Raw genomic sequence first — 16,930 nt, forward strand, 5'->3', positions numbered from 1 at the left:
CGGTATCGGTCATGGAGTCTCCTCGGTCCGCTCGTCGGCGCCATGATCTGTACGACCGGGTCCGTCGGCCGTACCCCGGTCGGTCGCGTGACCGTCCCGGGCGTGGTCGGCGAGCAGCCCCGAGATCGCCGCGGTCGCACCGCGCCGGTACAGATGTGCGGCGAGTGCGATTCCCGAGGCGAGGTCGTCGTCGCGGGCCGCGCCATGGCAGACGACGACCGTACCGGCCACGCCGAGCAGGGCGGCGGCCCGGGGCGCTCCCCCGCTGGCCGGCGGCCCGCCGGCCATGGCGTACGCGCCCTCGATCCCCTTGAGCAGGACGTTTCCGGTGAAGCCATCGGTGACGATCACGTCGGCGCGGTCGCCGGAGGTGATGTCGTACCCCTCGACCATGCCGACGTAGTGCGCGCCCGGCGGCAGTGGTGCGAGCGTGAGTACGGGGTCGGCGGCGCGCCGGGCACGGTCGCCCTTGCCCGCCTCGGTCCCGACGGAGAGCAGCCCGACCCGGGGGTGGACCACTCCGTGTACGACGGTGGCGTAGGCGGCGCCGAGCACCGCGTGCCGGGCCAGGGTGCCCGGTCGAGCCTCGAACGAACCGCCGACGTCGAGCAGCACCACCGGCCCGGCGAGTGCGGGCATGGTGGCGATCAGGGCCGGCCGACGAACATCCGGCCAGCGTCCGAAGCCGAGTACGGCGGCGGTCACGGTGGCGCCGGTGGCACCGGCGGAGACGACCGCGTCGGCGGTCCGGTCGGCGACCGCGGCCACCGCCGCGCGGACGGTGGTGTCGGCCCGGCTCACCCGCCGAGGGTCGTCGGTCATCGCGACGCCCCGTCGGACCGGCCGGACGGAGATCCGCTCCCGATCTGCCGGGTGCACGACGCCCAGCAGCTCGTCGGCCGCCTCAGGGGGGCCGACGAGCAGCAGGTGCAGATCGGGGTCGGCGCCGAACGCCCGCAGAGCGCCGTCAACCACGACGGCGGGAGCACCGTCCCCGCCGAGGAGGTCGACGGCGATCCGCACGGTGCCCGGCTCCACGGGAACGCCGGCCGTCGTATTGCGGCCGGTGTCGGCGGGAGCCGGCACACCGGGCGATCGCCAAGGCGTGGGCGCGACCCGACCCGGGGTCGGGAGCGTCACTCCGGTGTCAGACCTCGAGGACCTGGCGACCGTTGTAGGTGCCACAGACGCTGCACGCCGCGTGCGGCAGCTTCGGCGACTTGCACTGCGGGCACGCCACGGTCGCGACCACCGTAGCCTTCCAGTTCGCCCGGCGGGACCGGGTGTTGCTGCGCGACATCTTGCGCTTCGGGACGGCCACGGTTCCTACTCCTCTTTACGGGTCAGTTGCGACAGGCCCGCCCAGCGCGGGTCGACCTGCTCGTGACTGTGGTCAGCCGGCAGTTCGTCCCAGTGCACCCCACACTCGGTGCACAGTCCTGGGCAGTCCTCCCGGCACAGCGGGTTCGTCGGCAGTGCGAGCACCACCGCGTCCCGCAACGTCGGCTCCAGGTCGATCAGGTCGCCCTGCATGCGGCCCACCTCGTCCTCCTCGGTCGTCTCGTCCGTGGTGCTGTTCTCGTATGCGAACAGCTCCTGGACCTGGACGACCAACGAGTCGTCGATCTGGCGCAGGCAGCGACCACACTCGCCCTGCACGGCCCCGGAGACGGTCCCGGAGACGTATACGCCCTCGGACACCGACTGGAGACTCAGATCGAGGCTCAGGTCCGTGCCCTCCGGCATGCCGATCATCTCCAGGCCGAGGTCCGCTGGCGCCGGTACCACCCGCGTGACCGTACGCAACGCACCAGGCCGACGCGGCAGTTCCCTCGTGTCGAGGACCAGCGGCGACCTGGGATCGAGTTGGTTTGGCAAGTGTTTGGGCATAATCAGACTCCGGCCTGTTGGAGGCCGACGAAACAGGTTACCTGGACAGGGGCTCGGCCGTCGAACCGGGGCACCCCCGGGGGGTGCTCCGGTCCTGGCCGGCGGTGTCCGTCCGGGTCCGTACGTCGGGTCAGAATGGTCACGATCAGAACGGCAACGGGCGTTCGCTCTCTTCGCCGGCGAAAGTGCCGATCTCACGCAACGCGTGCATCTTGTCCCGACCCCGTTCGATCGAGGCGAGCGCCCGGGTGAGGAACTGCTCGAAGTTGGCGAGCGCCGTGTCGACGTAGTCGTCGACCTCCGCGCGGAGCCGCTGTGACTCGGCCCGCGCCTCGGCGATGATCCGGGCACCCTCGTGCTCGGCCGAAACGGTGATCTCGTTCACCGAAACCAGCCGGGCGTGCTCCGCCTCGCCCTCGCTGATGATCCGGTCCGCCTCGCGCTTGCCGGCATCCATGATGTTGTCCCGCTCCTCGAGCAGCGCCGCCGCCCGGCGCAGGTCGATCGGCAGCTCGGCGCGGAGTTCGTCCAGCGCGGCGATGAACTCCGCCCGGTCGACCATGCAGTTCGTGCGCGACATCGGGACGGAGCGTGCCGTCTCCACGATGTTGATGAGATCGTCGATGCGGTCGAGCGGGTCCACCGGTACCTCACTCCTGTCGTTCGTCTGCCGACCTACATGATGCGGCGTACCACCGGGTCGCTGCTCAACCAATGATGCGGTGCCCGGAGGACAAGGGGACCAAACTGCCCGGCGCGGCGCGTCGGACACCCGGAGCCGGTGCGGTAGGCACGCTCAGTAAAGCGCACGCCGCGATCCGTTGCCTGCCGGGGAGTACCCCCACAGGCCCGGCCGGCGGTCAGGCCGGCGCGGTGGAGTTCAGTCGCTCCCGCAGCGCCCGACGGACCAGGTCGGGTACGTGCGGGGAGACGTCACCACCCCACTTGGCGACGTCCTTGACCAGACTCGACGAGAGGAACGAGTAGGTCGGGTTCGTCGGCATGAAGAGGGTCTCGACCCCGGCCAACCCGATGTTCATCTGCGCCATCTGCAACTCGTAGTCAAAGTCACTCACCGCCCGGATCCCCTTGACCAGGACCGACGCGTGCTGCGCCCGACAGAAGTCCACCAGCAGCCCGCGGAACGACTCGACTCGTACGTTGTCGTAGTCCGCGGTCACCTCGCGCAGCATCGCGATCCGCTCGTCGACCGTGAAGAGCCCGCTCTTGGACTGGTTGATCAGGACGCCGACGATCACCTCGTCGAAGAGCCGGCTGGCCCGTCCGATGATGTCGAGATGGCCGTTGGTGACCGGGTCGAACGAGCCGGGACAGACCGCACGTCTCATGATCGGCGACCGTACCAAAGAGTGGTCTCGCCGTAACGCCGGCCGCGCTCGGCAGTGATCCCCTGCACCCACTCGACCGGGCCGGTACGGGTGGACCGCTCCACCACCACCACCGCCTCCGGAGCCAACCAGTCCCGGTCGACCAGGGCGGCCAGCATGGCGGTGATCTCCTCGTCGGGGACCGCGTACGGCGGGTCGGCGAATACGATGTCGTACGGCCCGCCGTCCGGGCCGGTCGCGAGCACCTGGGCGACCTTTCCGGTGACCAGTCTGGCAGCCGGGGTGGCACGCAGGGTGGCGAGGTTGTCCCGCGCGATCCGAGCCGCCTTCGGGTCCCCCTCGACCAGCAGTACGTGTGCCGCACCCCGGGAGAGCGCCTCCAGGCCGACCGCGCCGGAGCCGGCGTAGAGGTCGGCGAAACGGGCGCCGTCCAGGTCCAGTTGGCTGTCCAGCGCACTGAACAACGCTTCACGCACCCGGTCCGAGGTTGGCCGGGTGGACGCGCCCGACGGGGCGACGATGCGCCGTCCGCCGAGGGTGCCGGCGACGATCCGGGTCACGACGACCTCCCGCTCTCCACGCCAAGACGGTACGCCGACCCTCGGCGGCGGCTCGGCGACACCACCCGTCGACCGAGAGAGATCTTCCGGACACGAGTTGTTGATCAAAGATCCCGAGTCAATAACAATGAGAGCCGGATGATCTCAAAACTGTCTCAATATTCCCGGAATCTGTAGTGTCAGGCGCCGTGCCGGCTGCCTCTCGCCGGCGTACGACGTTGGGAAAGGCGTCGTCTCCGGTCGCGCCCAAGTCGGCGGCGACCCAATCCCCTAACTCCCAACGCCGTGCCCTAACGCTTCCATCTCCAGGAGTCACGCGTGATCCATCCCAAGCTGTCGCTGCGGCGCCCGCTCGCTGTCGCCGGGGCCGCCCTCATGGGCCTCGCCGCCGCGACCGCCATCGCCGCGCCCGCCAGCGCGCACCAAACCGCCGTCACCGGATCGGCCCCCTGCGTGACCGCGTCCGGTGACTGGCAGGTCAACTGGAGCGTCGCAAACAGCGAAGCCGACATCACCGGCACGGTTGTCAAGGTCCGGTCGACCACGCCGAACCAGCCGCTCACCGGCATCACGGTCAACGCGGTGCTGCCGAAGAAGAACGACGGCACGCTGACGGGCGTGCAGACGCTCACCAAGAACCAGCAGCGGACCAAGCTCACGGTGGGCGCCCGCTGGGTGCGCGAGGGTCGCCACCAGAACCAGATAATCAACCACGAGGCCGAGTCCGCCTGGGTGAACAAGCCGACCAAGGTCTGCGCGACCCCGACCTCGCCGAGCCCGTCGGTGAGCCCGTCGGTGAGCCCGAGCACCTCGGCCAGCCCCACCCCGTCGGCGACCCCGAGCACTCCGGCCACCCCGAGCCCGTCGGTGAGCCCGAGCACCCCGGCCACCCCGACCCCGTCGGCGAGCACCACCCCGCCGGCGCCGGTCACGCCGGAAACCTCGGTCCAGAGCACCTGCGACGAGCTCACCTACGCGGTCACCAACCCGGAGGGCGGCAAGACCGTCACCGTCACCGTCACCCCGAGCAAGGGCGAGGCGAAGACCCTGACCGTCGAGCCGGGCAAGTCCGGCAGCGTGTCGTTCCCGGCCGAGGAGGGCCTGACCGTCACTCCGAGCGGCGAGGGTGTCGCGGACACCACGCCGGTCGCGTGGGAGAAGCCCGAGGGCTGTGACTCCGGTGCGGGCGGCGGCGACCTGCCGCTGACCGGTGCCGCTGCCGGCGGCATCGCCGCCGGGGCCCTGGTCCTGCTCGCCATCGGCGTCACGCTCTTCCTGGTGGCCCGCCGTCGCCGGCTGACCTTCACCGCCTGATCCCCACCGGCCCGACCGGCGGACGATTCGGGTAGTAGGTAACACCGGATCCACAGCACCGAACCGAGGGCGCGTCGACCATTTGGTCGACGCGCCCTCGGCGTTTCGCCACGGAAACGTGGCTCCCTGTCCTGACAGGGGACCGGGCGTTTCACCGACGTTTACGGTCGAGAGCCTTCCGGTCCAGTCCTTCGTGGACGCGGGATGGACGGCGCATCGTCCCTCTACATGCGATCGTGCATTCCCAAACGATCATTCCCAGTAACTCAAGCGTGGCCACTCGATTACTTCCCGCGATTCCCCGTACGGCGGAGGGTGAAAGCATGAATGAACGGGGAATCCTGGCGAACGGACATCGCATCCGTTATCTCAAATACATAACAGAATCCTTAACTGCCCCTGAAGGCTGTCGCCGCAGCACGGATATCGCTAAGGTCGGGCGCTGTGCCGGTGCGTTGTCGCCGACGCACGACGGCGGGAGGCAACAACGTGGGTCGCACCTATGTGGACAGCGACCGTTTACGTCACCCCAACGCCGTGCCCTGAAGCTTTCACCCCTCAGGAGTACCCGTGATCCGTCCCAAGCTGTCGCTCCGGCGACCGCTCGCCGCCCTCGGGGCCACCTTCCTGGGCCTTGCCGCGGCAATCGCCGTGGCAACGCCTGCGAGTGCCCACATCTCTGTCCCCTCGGGTAGCGCCGTCTGTGACACCGAGACCGGTGAGTGGGTGGTCACCTGGAAGGTCAAGAGCACCCTTCACTACAAGTCCCGGACGTTCAAGCTGCACTACGTCAAGCACACCCCCGAGAGCACCACACTCGAGGGCATCAAAAAGAACGAGGACCACCCGGTCGGCACCGCGATCAGGGGAACGCAGCGCGTTCCCGCCTCCTTCAAGAAGGCGGAACTGGACGTCAAGGCCACCTGGAGCGACGGCTTCAAGGAGGAGACGGTCCGCGAGGGCAACGTGACCTTCCAGGGCACCTGCAAGAAGGACGTCCCGCCAACGACGCCGCCGGCCACCCCGACGGCCACCCCGACGCCGCCGGTCACCCCGACGGCCACCCCGACGCCGCCGGTCACCCCGCCGGCCAAGGTCAGCAACCCGAACGCCTCCACCTCGTCGGCTTGCGACGGCACCGTTCAGGTGACCCTGAGCAACGGCGAGGACGCCACGGCGGACGCGGTGCTGCAGGTCAAGGCCACCGGTTTCGACAAGACGTACACGCTCGCGCCGGGCACCAGCAAGGACGACATCGTCGTCCCGGCCAACGCCGGCCAGATCAAGATCACTGAGGGCAACAAGCAGGTCGGCGAGACCTACACCTGGGTCGAGCCGGAGAACTGCGTCGAGCCGGGCGAGCCGGTGGGCGGCTACGAGTCCACCTGCGAGGAGCTGATCTTCATGATCAGCAACCCGGAGGACGGCGAGGCCGTCACCCTGACCCTCACCCCGAGCACGGGCGAGCCGAAGACGCTGACCGTGGCGCCCGGCACCACCGAGACCGCGAAGTTCCCGGCCTCCGAGGGCCTGACCGTTACCCCAAGCGCCGAGGGTCTGGACGACACCGAGGCGATCGCCTGGGAGAAGCCGGCAGACTGCGGTGGCGCCGGGGGCGGCCTGCCGGTGACCGGTGCGGCCGCCGGTGGCATCGCCGCTGGGGCACTGGTCCTGCTCGGCATCGGTGTGGCGCTCTTCGTGGTGGCCCGTCGCCGCCGGCTGACCTTCACCGCCTGAGCCTGAGCCTGAACCGCTCCGCGAGTAACAACTGATCCGCCAGAGGGCGGGCCGACCAACCGGTCGGCCCGCCCTCGACGCTTTGTCACACCGACAGACGCCGTGACGCCACCGCCCGGGGCGCTACGACCGCGCCCACGCGTCGCGGCTGCCGTCAGCCCTTCTCCAGGTACTCGGCCCGCTCCTCGTCGACCAGCGCGGCCACCGAGGCGGCCAGCGCCGGCTGCCCGGTCAACTCCGGATCCTCCTCCACCAGCGCGATCGCCTCGGCCCGCGCGTCCCGGATCAGGTCGGTGTCCCGCAGCAGCGAGAGCAGGCGCAGATGCGAGCGGCGGCCGGACTGGGTCGCGCCGAGCACGTCCCCCTCGCGGCGCTGCTCCAGGTCCAGTTCGGCGAGGCGGAAACCGTCCGAGGTGGAGGCGACCGCGTCCAGCCGCTCCCGGGCCGGCGTACCCTCCATCGCCTCGGAGACCAACAGGCAGAGACCGGCGGCCGAACCCCGACCCACCCGGCCGCGAAGCTGGTGCAGCTGGGAGACGCCGAACCGGTCCGCGTCCAGCACGATCATCACGGTGGCGTTCGGTACGTCGACCCCGACCTCGACCACCGTGGTCGCCACCAGCACGTCCAGTTCACCCGCGGCGAAGGAGCGCATCACCGCGTCCTTCTCGTCCGCCGGCAGCCGCCCGTGCAGCACCCCGATCCGCAGCCCGTGCAGCGGCCCCTCGGCCAACAGCGGGGCCACCTCGGTCACCGCCAACGGGGGGCGCTTGGCGGACTCGTCCGTCGGCGCCTCCTCGTCCGACGCCGGCCCGTCGCCGATCCGGGGACAGACCACGTACGCCTGGTGTCCGGCGTTCACCTCCTCGCGTAGCCGGCGCCAGGCCCGGTCCAGGAACGCCGGCCTCTCCGACGCCGGAACCACGTGCGACGCGATCGGCGACCGGCCGCGCGGCAACTGGGCCAGGGTCGAGATCTCCAGATCGCCGTAGACGGTCATCGCCACCGTGCGCGGGATCGGGGTCGCGGTCATCACCAGCACGTGCGGCGGCTGCTCGGCCTTGGCCCGCAACGCGTCCCGCTGCTCCACCCCGAACCGGTGCTGCTCGTCGACCACCACCAGGCCAAGGTCGGCGAAGTCGACCCCCTCGTAGAGCAGGGCGTGCGTACCGAGCACGATGCCGGCGCGGCCTGCTGCCACCTCTTCCAGCGCACTGCGCCGGGCCGCCGCGCCGAGTGACCCGGTGACCAGCGCGACCCGGGTGCCGTCCGGGTCGCCGTCCAGCTCACCGGCGCGACCGAGCGGTCCGAGCAGGTCGAGCATGCCCCGGTGGTGCTGGGCGGCGAGCACCTCGGTCGGCGCCAGCAGCGCCGCCTGTCCGCCGTCGTCGACCACCTGGAGCATGGCCCGCAACGCGCAGACCGTCTTGCCGGAGCCGACCTCGCCCTGCAACAGCCGGTGCATCGGGTGGGCGGTGGCCAGATCCGCGGCGATCTCCTCGCCGACCGACCGCTGCCCCTCGGTCAGCTCGTACGGCAGGCGCGCGTCGAAGGCGGCGAGCAGGCCGGCGTCACGCGGCGGTCGGGGTCGCGCCGGCCACGCCGCCGCGCGGTGCTTGCGCTGCACCAACGTGAGTTGTACGGCGAACGCCTCGTCCCACTTCAGCCGGTGCCGGGCCCGGTAGAGGTCCTCCTTGGTGCCCGGCCGATGGATCTCCCGCAGGGCGGTGCCGAGTCCGACCAGGTTCCGGCTGGCCCGCATGGTTGCCGGCAGCGGATCCTCCGGCATGGTCACGGTGTCCAGCACGACCCGCACACAGCGGGCGATCACCCAGGTCGGCATCGCCACCGCGGCCGGGTAGACGGGGATCAGCGCCCCGGCGAACTCCTCGATCTCCTCCCCCGCCGCCGCCTCGCCGTCGGCGGCCCCCTCACCGAGCAGCACGTACTCCGGGCCGTTGAGTTGCCGCTTGCCCCGGAACTCGGTGACCTTGCCTGCGAAGAGCCCCCACCGGCCGGGGCGCAGCTCCCGCTCACGCCATGCCTGGTTGCCGAAGAAGGTGATCGTCAGCACTCCGCCGGAGGAGTCCCCGACGGCCACCTCCAGCAGGTTGCCGCGCCGTTGACGCATCGGCCGTACGATGGTGCGCTGCACCTGACCGAGGACGGTGACCTGTTCACCGATCTCCAGTGACCGGATGTCGGTGTGTTCGCCACGCTCGTCGTACCGGCGCGGGAAGTGGTAGAGCAGGTCGCCGACGGTGTGCAGGTCGAGGTGGCTGGCGAGAGCCTTGGCCGTCTTCTCGCCCAGCGGGATACGCAGCGGCGTCTCGGCCGTCAACGGCTCGGTCGTGCCATCTCTCGGCTCGGTCATGCCATCTCTCCGCTCGGTCATTCGATCCCCACCAGCAGCGGATACAACGGCTGCCCGCCGGGATAGTCGTGCACCTCCACGAACGGCCAACGACTCCCTACGTGCTCCCGTACGGCTGCCGCGAGTCCGGCCGGTGCGTCGGCTCCGACCAGCAACGTGACCAGTTCGCCGCCGCCGCCCAGCATCCGGTCGAGCAGCGCGGTGCAGGTCGACACGAGGTCGCTGCCGATCAGGTGCACCTCCCCCTCGACCAGCGCCAGTACGTCTCCGGGCTGGCACCGCCCGGCCACCGTCAGCGCCTCCCGGCTGGCATAACAGACCTCGCCGTACCGGCACGCCCCGGCCGCCTCGGCCATCGCGATCACGTCGTCCTCGAAGCGGCGGGCCGGGTCGCGTACGGCGAGTGCGGCGAGTGCCTGCACCGGCGAGCGGGTCGGCACCACGCTGACCTTGACGCCGAATTCGTGCGCCTCCTTGGCGGCGGCGTTCGCCACGGCCTGGGTGTTGGGGTCGTTGGGGAGGACCACCACCCGGCTCGCGCCGGTCGACCGGATGGCGGCGAGCAGTTCGCCGGTGGAGGGGTTGCCCCGGACCACGGTGGCGCCCTCGCCGACGAGGAGTTCGGCCAGCCCGGCGCCGTGTGCGACCACGACCGCCGACCGGCTCGGCGGTTCGACCCGCTCCGGCAGGGGGACGGCACCGGCGACCGGGGCGGCACCGGCCTCCTGGTCGGCGAAGCGGACGACGGAGATGTGGTACGGCCGGCCGGCCACCACCCCCGCCTCCACCGCCGCCCCGACGTCGTTGACGTGTACGTGCACGTTCCAGGTGCCGATCCGGCCAGCGGTGGCCTCGTCGCCGACGACCACCAGTGAGTCACCGAGCCCGGCGAGCACCGCCCGCATCCTGGTCACCGCCTCGGGTGCGGCGTCGAGCAGGAACTGCACCTCGTAGGCGTACGTCTCGGCGCCGGTCTCGCGGGCGACGGTGCGCGGCGGGCGCGGCCCGGGTGGCGCCGTCACCGGCCGACTCGGCGCCGCGCCGGTGATCACCTCGACCAGTGCGTCGAGCAGGACGCAGAGTCCCCGGCCACCGGCGTCGACCACCCCGGCCCGGGCGAGCACCGGCAGCAGTTCCGGGGTGGACGCGAGCGCGTGGGCCGCACCGGTGGCGGCGGCCGTCGCGACCGTGGCGAGGTCGTCGGTGTCGGCCCGCTCCGCCGCATCCGCCGCCCCTGCGACAACGGTGAGTACGGTGCCCTCGACCGGTTCCGCCACTGCCGCGTACGCCGCCGTGCTGGCCGCCCGCAGCGCCCGGGCCAGCTCCCGACCGCCCACCACCGGCTCGTCGGCGAGCGTGTCGGCCAGGCCGCGCAGAATCTGGGAGACGATCACGCCGGAGTTGCCCCGGGCGCCGAGCAGCGCCCCCCGGGCGATCAGGCGCAGCACCCGCGCGTGCGGGGCCGGTCCGGTCTGGTTCGGTTCCGGCGTACCGTCGGAGTCGAGGGCGAGCGCCTGCTGTGCCGAGGTGAGTGTGAGGACCAGGTTGGTGCCGGTGTCACCGTCGGGCACCGGGTAGACGTTCAGCTCGTCGATCTCGACCTGGTGGCGAACGAGTGCCGCCAGCCCACCCGCGCACCACTGCCGGATGGCGGCGGCGTCGAGGGTCTGCAGCACGGCGTGAAGCCTACTGGCGACCACCGACGCCCGCCGTACTCCGCGGCCCGACACCGCCCCGACGCAGGCCGGAGCCGGTGGGTGGGGTGGAGCCGATTCGCCGGACGGTGGAGGCATCGGGTAGCCTGGCCAGGTTGCCCGGACAGCACCCTGCCGGCGACTTCATGAACGATCAATCCCAGGAGTATCCCGTGGCTAGCGTGTGCGACGTTTGTGGCAAGGGACCGGGCTTCGGCCACAACGTTTCCCACTCGCACCGGCGGACCAACCGCCGCTGGAACCCGAACATCCAGACCGTGCGCACCCCGGCCGGTGGCGGCAACACCCGCAAGATGCAGGTCTGCACCTCCTGCATCAAGGCCGGTAAGGTCGCCCGCGCCTGACGCGTTCGTCGCGTCCCGCAATCCGGCGGCCCAGGCACGCCGGTCCAGACCGCATCAGCCGTCGGGTCCCGAAGGACCCGACGGCTACTTGCGTGTCCGCGCTCCCCGCATGTTGCGTGTCCGCGTATCCCCGCGTGCGCTGTCCGAGGGCCCGATCCCACGGGTGGCCGCTCCACGCCCCTGGCTGAGCGACCACACCGACGATCTCTCCTCCGGGAGCCGGAAACCGTCGGACCGGGTGGGTCAGAGGGGCCGACCGTAGGAGAGGCAGTCCGGGGAGTCGCGGTAGTAACCGAAGTTCTCGATCCGCACGTAACCGCACGACTCGTACATTGCGATCGCCTCGGGCTGCTTGTCGCCGCACTCAAGGATGAGCCGTTTGCGCCCCTGTTCACGGGCTGACCGCTCCACCGCACCGAGCACCGCGCGGGCCACCCCTCGCCCCCGGGCCGACGGGGCGGTGTACATCCGCTTCAGCTCGGCCGTCTCCCCGTCGTCGCCGTGGCTGCGCCAGCCACCGCAACCGACCGGCTCCCCACCCCGGTACGCCACCAGGAAGGCCCCCGAGGGCGACTCGAAGTCGCGTACGTCCACCGGGGTCTCGTCGCCGCTCCCGCCGTACCGACGCCCCAGGTCGGCCAGGGCGTCGGCGACGAGTTGCTGGGCCACCAGGGAGTCGTAACGCACCATGCGGATCTCGATCTCGCTCACCCGTGAAGGGTACGGCGCGGACGGTCCCCTACCGATCCGGTCGACGGTCCGTCCCCTACCGGAAGTGGTCCCAGCCGGCGCTCCCCTTGTACGGCTTGCCGTCCACGGTCAACCCGGTGCCGTCGACCACCCGCCCGATCACCCGCCAGTCATCCGGTAACGCCACGTGTGCCGGGAACGTGGCGGCCAGAGCGTGGTCGTCCCCGCCACCGAGCACCCAGGCGTACGGGTCGATGCCGAGCGCGTGTGCCGCGTCCCGCATCTGGGTCGGAATCTCGAAGGCCCCGCTGCGCAGGTCGATGCCGACCTCGCTGGCCGAGGCGACGTGACCGAGGTCGGCGAGGAGCCCGTCCGAGACGTCGATCATCGAGGTGGCGCCGAGCCGCGCCGCCTGCGGCCCCGCCCGGTACGGCACCTCCGGTCGCCGGTACGCCTCCACCAGCAGCTTCGGCGTACGGAAGCCACGGGAGAGCACGGTGTAGCCGGCGGCGGCGTACCCGACCCGACCGGCGAGGGCGACCTGGTCGCCCGGCCGCGCGCCGCTGCGTACGACGGGTGCCCGGCCGCCCAGGTCACCGAGGGCGGTGACCGCGATCGTCAGGGTGGGGCTCGACGACATGTCGCCGCCGACCACACTCGCCCCGACGAGGGCGGCTTCCGCGCCGAGACCGTCGGCGAGTTCCTCGGCCCACCGCACCTCCAGATCCGGTGGGATGCAGAGGGCGACGAGCAGGGCGGTCGGCACCGCACCCATCGCGGCGATGTCGGCGAGGTTGGCTGCTGCCGCCCGGTGCCCGACGTCGGCCGCCGATGACCAGTCCCGGCGGAAATGTCGCCCCTCGACCAGTACGTCCGTCGACGCGGCCACCCGTGCGTCCGGTGCGCTCACCACGGCGGCGTCGTCACCCGGCCCCAGCAGCACCGTCGCCCCGCTGCCCAGCCGCGCGGTCACCCGGGCGATCAGACCGAACTCACCGGCGCTGGCCACGCTCACGCGCCGCCCCCGGTACGCCGCACCCGGGCACACACCGCCACCGCACACCAACCGATCCGCTTGCTCCGCACGCTCACTTGCGCCTCCCTTGACCACCGGTGGGGAACCGACCCACTCCGTACGGTATTTTCACGGTCGAAGCCGCTCGGCGGCGGACGGAGGTCAGGTCGTGGTCCAGGCGTACATCCTCATCCAGACCGAGGTCGGAAGGGCGCGTGACGTGGCCGCGCAGATCACGGATATCTCCGGTGTCGTCCGGGTCGATGCCGTGACCGGGCCGTACGACGTGGTCGTGCTCACCGAGGCGCACACGGTCGACGAGTTGGGCAAGATGATCGTCAGCAAGGTGCAGTTGGTGCCCGGGATCACCCGTACCCTCACCTGCTCGGTGGTGCGCCTCTGATGGCGGAGAGCAGCCCCACCCCCACACCGGTCGAGCAGGACGGTTCCGACACCGAACGGACGGCCCCGCCCGCCTCGGACCGGTCGAATCGTCAGGCCGCGATCTGGGCCACCGTGGTCGCGTTGCCGCTGACCGTACTCGTCGCGATCTTCGCCTTCGGCAAGCTCGCCCCCACGCCCGACGCCGCCTCGGCGAACCCGACGCCGTCGGCGACCACGCCCCGGGCGCAGTCCACCGCCCCGGTGGAGATGGCCGCCCTACCGCTCGCCGAACGGCCGGCCACGGTCTGCCGGGCGCTGATCTCCCGCCTGCCGGCGACCCTCGGCGAACTGGCCCAGCGGCCGGTCAGCGCCGGTCCGGAGCAGAACGCCGCGTACGGCGACCCGGCCGTCGCGGTCAGTTGCGGCAGCCCGCTCCCCTCGTTCCCGCCGACCGACCAGGTCTGGGTGGTGAACTCGGTCTGCTGGCACGCGCAGGAGCAGTCCGACCAGACGGTCTTCGTCACAGTGGACCGTGAGGTGCCGGTACGGGTCGCCGTGCCGCGCGGTGACGACCCGCCGTTGCAGTTGATCGCCCCGCTCGCCGAGTCGGTGGTCGAAGCCGTTCCCTCCTCGGCCACCAAGCCCTACGGCTGCACCGCCTGAGACGACCCGCCCCGGCCCCGGCTGGCGCTGGCCGCCCCGGCTGACCCAGACCGCCGCCCCCGGCTAACGCAGACCGGTGCCCCGGTACAGCGCGGTGCGGACCAGGCGGTCGACCACCTTGGGGTACTCCAACCCGGCGGCGGCCCACATCTGCGGGAACATCGAGGTCGGGGTGAATCCCGGCATCGTGTTGATTTCGTTGAGGTAGACCTCCAGGTCGGGCGTGACGAAGAAGTCGACCCGGGCCAGTCCGGAGCAGTCGAGCGCGGTGAAGGTACGGCAGGAGTATTCCTGGATCTGCCGGGTGACCCGCTCGGGCAGGGCGGCCGGGATGTCGTACTCGCAGGCGTCGCCGACGTACTTCGCCTCGAAGTCGTAGAAGTCGTGGTCGGCCACCACCCGCACCTCGGCGACGACGGAGGCTTCCGGGGCGCCGCCTGTCTCGCCCTCAAGCACCCCGCACTCGACCTCGCGACCGACGATCGCGGCTTCGACCAGCACCTTCGGGTCGATCTGCCGGGCGGTGACGATCGCCGCCTCCAGGTCGGCCCAGTCGGAGACCTTGGTGACACCGAACGACGATCCGGCGCGTGCCGGTTTGACGAAGACCGGCAGGCCGAGTCGCGCCTTCTCCGCCTCGGAGAGGTCCATGCCGCTGCGCAGCACCGCGTACGGGCCGTTGGGGATGCCCTCGGCGATGGTGAGCTTCTTGGTGAACTCCTTGTCCATCGCGGCGGCGGAGGCGAAGACACCGGAGCCGACGTACGGGATGCCGGCCATCTCCAGCAGCCCCTGGATCGTGCCGTCCTCGCCGTACGCGCCGTGCAGGGCGGGGAAGACCACGTCGACATCGGAGAGTGCGGTCGGGCCTTCGGCTGGTTCGAGCACCACCAGACCGTTGGCGGTTGGGTCCGACGGCGGGACGACGGTCGCCTCGGCACCCGAGGTGATCGCCGGAAGAATACTTTCCGTGATCGCCAGTTGCCCTGGGTCACCAGTGGTCAACACCCACTCACCGGCTTTGGTGATACCCATCGGGACCACCTGGTATTCGTCCGGATCCAGGGCGTTGATAATGCTTCCGGCGCTCACGCAGGAGATCGCATGCTCCGTGCTACGACCGCCGAAGACAACTGCTACGCGGGTCTTCCGTGGGCTCGTCACGCCGGTGACCCTACTCTGCGTGGCCGCCGCGCGGGGCCGATAGGTCAAGGATTCGATCAATGTCAGGGGTGACCGACGGCTGGGTCACGATCGTCCCGCGGACCCGCCCCGGGGCTCTCAGCCAGGCGGGCACCAGCTGGTGCCCCGGGGCGGCGCGGGCCGGGCCACGGTGGTCGGGGACCTCGACCACCGGGACTCCGGCATTCAGTGTGGTTCAGGACATCGCCGACCAACGGCGATGACTTTGACGCGTTGCCGGCCGGCCCGGACCATGCCGAGCGCGGCGAACGCGCCGGCGATCCGGTCGGCGGCGTCGCGGCTGGTGGCACCGACCACCTGCCGGCGCCGCTCCGGCTCGACCCGTTCGTTGCGCCCCTCGTTGGTGAGGGGACGCACGTCGGTGAGCACCACCAGATAGCGGGTCACCACCAGCGGCCTGCCGGTGCCGGTGGTGCGGGCCGAACGGGCAGGCGACGGAGGTCAGCCGGCATGGCGGGCCACCGCCTCCGGTTCCGCCGTGGTGCCGGCCAGTCCGCCCGAACGGTCACGGCAGACGTACGCCAGGTCGGCGTGGATCCACGCGCCGTCGTTGTCGCGCAGCACCGGCCGTGTACACCATCGGCAGCGTGAAACACGAGGCCAACAGGGGGTCGCTGTCATCCGACACCTCCGGGTCCGCGGCGGTGGGGCACACGGCGGCCGGGTACGGGGGAGTCCCCGACCACCGTGCGCCTCATTCCCCATTCCGTCACTCACCGCCACCGTCGACACGACCACCGGCAGCGAGGACGCCCTGACAGGTTGCCATCCGTGAAAGCGTGAATGCAACTCTCACGGGAGATCTCTCATGCACACTTTCTCGCCGACGTGTGTCAGACTCGGTCCATGGCACCGAAGACCGCTCGCGCCCGCCGACTCGGCATCGCCCTCCGGACATACCGGGAGAAGGCCGAACTAACCCTCGAAAAGGCGGCCGAGGAAATCAACAGCACCCGCAGCACACTGTCGCGTTACGAGAACGCGCTGAGCCTGCCCAGCCCGGCCACCGTCCGCGCCCTGCTCACGCACTACAACGTGGACGGAGACGACCTCAAGGCCACGATCGAACTGGCCAAGGAGGCCAAGAAGCCCGGCTGGTGGGTGTCCTATTCGTACATGTTGGACCGGAAGACGATGGACTTCATCGCGCTGGAGTCCGAGGCGAGCGGCATCCAGTCGTTCGAACCGTCCCTGGTGCCGGGCCTGTTGCAGACCCCGGACTACATCCGGGCGATCATGCGGGGCGGCCCGCACACCCTCACCGACGACGGGATTGAAGAGCGGGTGCAGCTCCGGCTCAACCGTCAGAAGCGCCTCACCGCCACACCCGATCCGTTGGTCGTCGTCTCGGTGATCGACGAAGTGGCCCTGATGCGCAAGGTCGGCGGCGAGGCGGCCTGGCGCGAGCAACTGGAACACCTGATCAAGATCGCCGAAATGCCACACATGACCATCCAGGTGATCCCGCTGGACACCGGCTACCACCGGGGCACCAGGGGATCGCTGCACATCCTCGAATTCGGCCTGGAAGATCAACCCCTGGCCTCGGTCGAGACTGTCGCCGGTCAGCTCTCCTTCGACAGCGCGCCCGAGCTCGACACCTGTATGAAGATCATGCAGCACTTGCGAACCGTGGCGCTGAGCCCGGAGGCGAGCAGCGAGCTGATCTCCAACCTCCTGAAGGGACGGTAG

19 protein-coding genes are annotated in these 16,930 nt (G+C 70.7%); 6 read left to right on the forward strand and 13 right to left on the reverse strand.

Annotated features, from left to right (window positions below):
- Positions 1–9 precede the first annotated feature (9 nt).
- The 6 genes from ACIBF5_RS16115 to rsmD form a co-directional block, all read right to left on the reverse strand.
- Positions 10–1,038 carry a phosphate acyltransferase PlsX gene (locus tag ACIBF5_RS16115; RefSeq protein ID WP_396812223.1) on the reverse strand — a complete coding sequence of 343 codons (1,029 nt, stop codon included), beginning with the start codon at positions 1,036–1,038 and terminating at the stop codon, positions 10–12.
- 109 nt (positions 1,039–1,147) lie between these two features.
- Positions 1,148–1,321 (reverse strand): 50S ribosomal protein L32, encoded by a 174-nt coding sequence (gene rpmF, locus ACIBF5_RS16120; protein WP_030335284.1) that lies wholly within the window; start codon positions 1,319–1,321, stop codon positions 1,148–1,150.
- Positions 1,322–1,326: 5 nt separating this feature from the next.
- Positions 1,327–1,890: a YceD family protein gene (locus tag ACIBF5_RS16125; protein WP_396812224.1), complete on the reverse strand. Its 564-nt coding sequence runs from the start codon at positions 1,888–1,890 to the stop codon at positions 1,327–1,329.
- A 145-nt stretch (positions 1,891–2,035) separates the two neighbouring features.
- Complete coding sequence (locus ACIBF5_RS16130; RefSeq protein ID WP_121158938.1) at positions 2,036–2,533, reverse strand: hypothetical protein; 498 nt, start codon at positions 2,531–2,533, stop codon at positions 2,036–2,038.
- A 217-nt stretch (positions 2,534–2,750) separates the two neighbouring features.
- On the reverse strand, positions 2,751–3,239 hold the full coding sequence (coaD, locus tag ACIBF5_RS16135; RefSeq protein WP_396812226.1) for a pantetheine-phosphate adenylyltransferase: 489 nt from the start codon (positions 3,237–3,239) through the stop codon (positions 2,751–2,753).
- On the reverse strand, positions 3,236–3,799 hold the full coding sequence (gene rsmD, locus ACIBF5_RS16140; RefSeq protein ID WP_396812227.1) for a 16S rRNA (guanine(966)-N(2))-methyltransferase RsmD: 564 nt from the start codon (positions 3,797–3,799) through the stop codon (positions 3,236–3,238). The genes coaD and rsmD overlap by 4 nt, the downstream gene beginning before the upstream one ends.
- A 318-nt stretch (positions 3,800–4,117) precedes the next feature.
- Here rsmD and ACIBF5_RS16145 point away from each other — a divergent pair, with 318 nt between their 5' ends.
- Both ACIBF5_RS16145 and ACIBF5_RS16150 read left to right on the forward strand, forming a co-directional pair.
- Complete coding sequence (locus tag ACIBF5_RS16145) at positions 4,118–5,113, forward strand: cell wall anchor protein (protein ID WP_396812229.1); 996 nt, start codon at positions 4,118–4,120, stop codon at positions 5,111–5,113.
- 570 nt (positions 5,114–5,683) lie between these two features.
- Complete coding sequence (locus ACIBF5_RS16150; protein WP_396812231.1) at positions 5,684–6,850, forward strand: cell wall anchor protein; 1,167 nt, start codon at positions 5,684–5,686, stop codon at positions 6,848–6,850.
- Positions 6,851–7,004: 154 nt separating this feature from the next.
- On the opposite strand, the gene recG is transcribed toward ACIBF5_RS16150, so the two are convergent.
- Entirely contained in the window at positions 7,005–9,224 is a 2,220-nt protein-coding gene (recG, locus tag ACIBF5_RS16155) for an ATP-dependent DNA helicase RecG (protein ID WP_396812233.1), read from the reverse strand.
- A 17-nt stretch (positions 9,225–9,241) separates the two neighbouring features.
- Positions 9,242–10,900: a DAK2 domain-containing protein gene (locus tag ACIBF5_RS16160; protein ID WP_396812235.1), complete on the reverse strand. Its 1,659-nt coding sequence runs from the start codon at positions 10,898–10,900 to the stop codon at positions 9,242–9,244.
- Positions 10,901–11,091: 191 nt separating this feature from the next.
- On the opposite strand from ACIBF5_RS16160, the gene rpmB reads away from it, so the two are divergent.
- Positions 11,092–11,283, forward strand: a complete 192-nt coding sequence (gene rpmB / locus ACIBF5_RS16165) for a 50S ribosomal protein L28 (RefSeq protein WP_121158930.1) — start codon at positions 11,092–11,094, stop codon at positions 11,281–11,283.
- 243 nt (positions 11,284–11,526) lie between these two features.
- Here the strand turns inward: rpmB and ACIBF5_RS16170 are convergent, their stop codons facing one another.
- Both ACIBF5_RS16170 and ACIBF5_RS16175 read right to left on the reverse strand, forming a co-directional pair.
- A complete protein-coding gene (locus tag ACIBF5_RS16170; RefSeq protein WP_396812476.1) occupies positions 11,527–11,973 on the reverse strand; it encodes a GNAT family N-acetyltransferase in 447 nt (148 codons plus the stop codon).
- 76 nt (positions 11,974–12,049) lie between these two features.
- Positions 12,050–12,988 (reverse strand): thiamine-phosphate kinase, encoded by a 939-nt coding sequence (locus ACIBF5_RS16175; protein ID WP_396812237.1) that lies wholly within the window; start codon positions 12,986–12,988, stop codon positions 12,050–12,052.
- Between the two features lie 169 nt (positions 12,989–13,157).
- On the opposite strand from ACIBF5_RS16175, the gene ACIBF5_RS16180 reads away from it, so the two are divergent.
- Positions 13,158–13,391, forward strand: coding sequence for an Lrp/AsnC ligand binding domain-containing protein (locus ACIBF5_RS16180; RefSeq protein WP_326560463.1), 234 nt, complete (start codon positions 13,158–13,160; stop codon positions 13,389–13,391).
- The gene (locus ACIBF5_RS16185; protein ID WP_396812239.1) at positions 13,391–14,035 is read left to right on the forward strand and encodes a DUF3515 family protein; all 645 of its coding nucleotides are present in this window, start codon (positions 13,391–13,393) and stop codon (positions 14,033–14,035) included. The genes ACIBF5_RS16180 and ACIBF5_RS16185 overlap by 1 nt, the downstream gene beginning before the upstream one ends.
- Before the next feature lie 63 nt (positions 14,036–14,098).
- Here ACIBF5_RS16185 and ACIBF5_RS16190 read toward each other — a convergent pair whose 3' ends face one another.
- The 3 genes from ACIBF5_RS16190 to ACIBF5_RS16200 form a co-directional block, all read right to left on the reverse strand.
- The gene (locus ACIBF5_RS16190; RefSeq protein ID WP_396812241.1) at positions 14,099–15,199 is read right to left on the reverse strand and encodes a D-alanine--D-alanine ligase family protein; all 1,101 of its coding nucleotides are present in this window, start codon (positions 15,197–15,199) and stop codon (positions 14,099–14,101) included.
- Between the two features lie 204 nt (positions 15,200–15,403).
- The gene (locus tag ACIBF5_RS16195) at positions 15,404–15,625 is read right to left on the reverse strand and encodes a hypothetical protein (protein WP_121162559.1); all 222 of its coding nucleotides are present in this window, start codon (positions 15,623–15,625) and stop codon (positions 15,404–15,406) included.
- A 54-nt stretch (positions 15,626–15,679) separates the two neighbouring features.
- Positions 15,680–15,802, reverse strand: coding sequence for a hypothetical protein (locus ACIBF5_RS16200; RefSeq protein WP_281278644.1), 123 nt, complete (start codon positions 15,800–15,802; stop codon positions 15,680–15,682).
- Between the two features lie 282 nt (positions 15,803–16,084).
- On the opposite strand from ACIBF5_RS16200, the gene ACIBF5_RS16205 reads away from it, so the two are divergent.
- Entirely contained in the window at positions 16,085–16,930 is an 846-nt protein-coding gene (locus tag ACIBF5_RS16205) for a helix-turn-helix domain-containing protein (RefSeq protein ID WP_396812244.1), read from the forward strand.

Source organism: Micromonospora sp. NPDC050417 (assembly GCF_044458865.1).
GTDB lineage: Bacteria > Actinomycetota > Actinomycetes > Mycobacteriales > Micromonosporaceae > Micromonospora_G.

Excerpts from the sequence above, each read along its gene's own strand:
- coaD (WP_396812226.1), bottom strand. The coding sequence starts at position 3,239 with ATGAGACGTGCGGTCTGTCCCGGCTCGTTCGACCCGGTCACCAACGGC.
- recG (WP_396812233.1), bottom strand. The coding sequence starts at position 9,224 with ATGACCGAGCCGAGAGATGGCACGACCGAGCCGTTGACGGCCGAGACG.
- ACIBF5_RS16125 (WP_396812224.1), bottom strand. The coding sequence starts at position 1,890 with ATGCCCAAACACTTGCCAAACCAACTCGATCCCAGGTCGCCGCTGGTC.
- ACIBF5_RS16170 (WP_396812476.1), bottom strand. The coding sequence starts at position 11,973 with ATGGTGCGTTACGACTCCCTGGTGGCCCAGCAACTCGTCGCCGACGCC.
- ACIBF5_RS16205 (WP_396812244.1), top strand. The coding sequence starts at position 16,085 with ATGGCACCGAAGACCGCTCGCGCCCGCCGACTCGGCATCGCCCTCCGG.
- ACIBF5_RS16185 (WP_396812239.1), top strand. The coding sequence starts at position 13,391 with ATGGCGGAGAGCAGCCCCACCCCCACACCGGTCGAGCAGGACGGTTCC.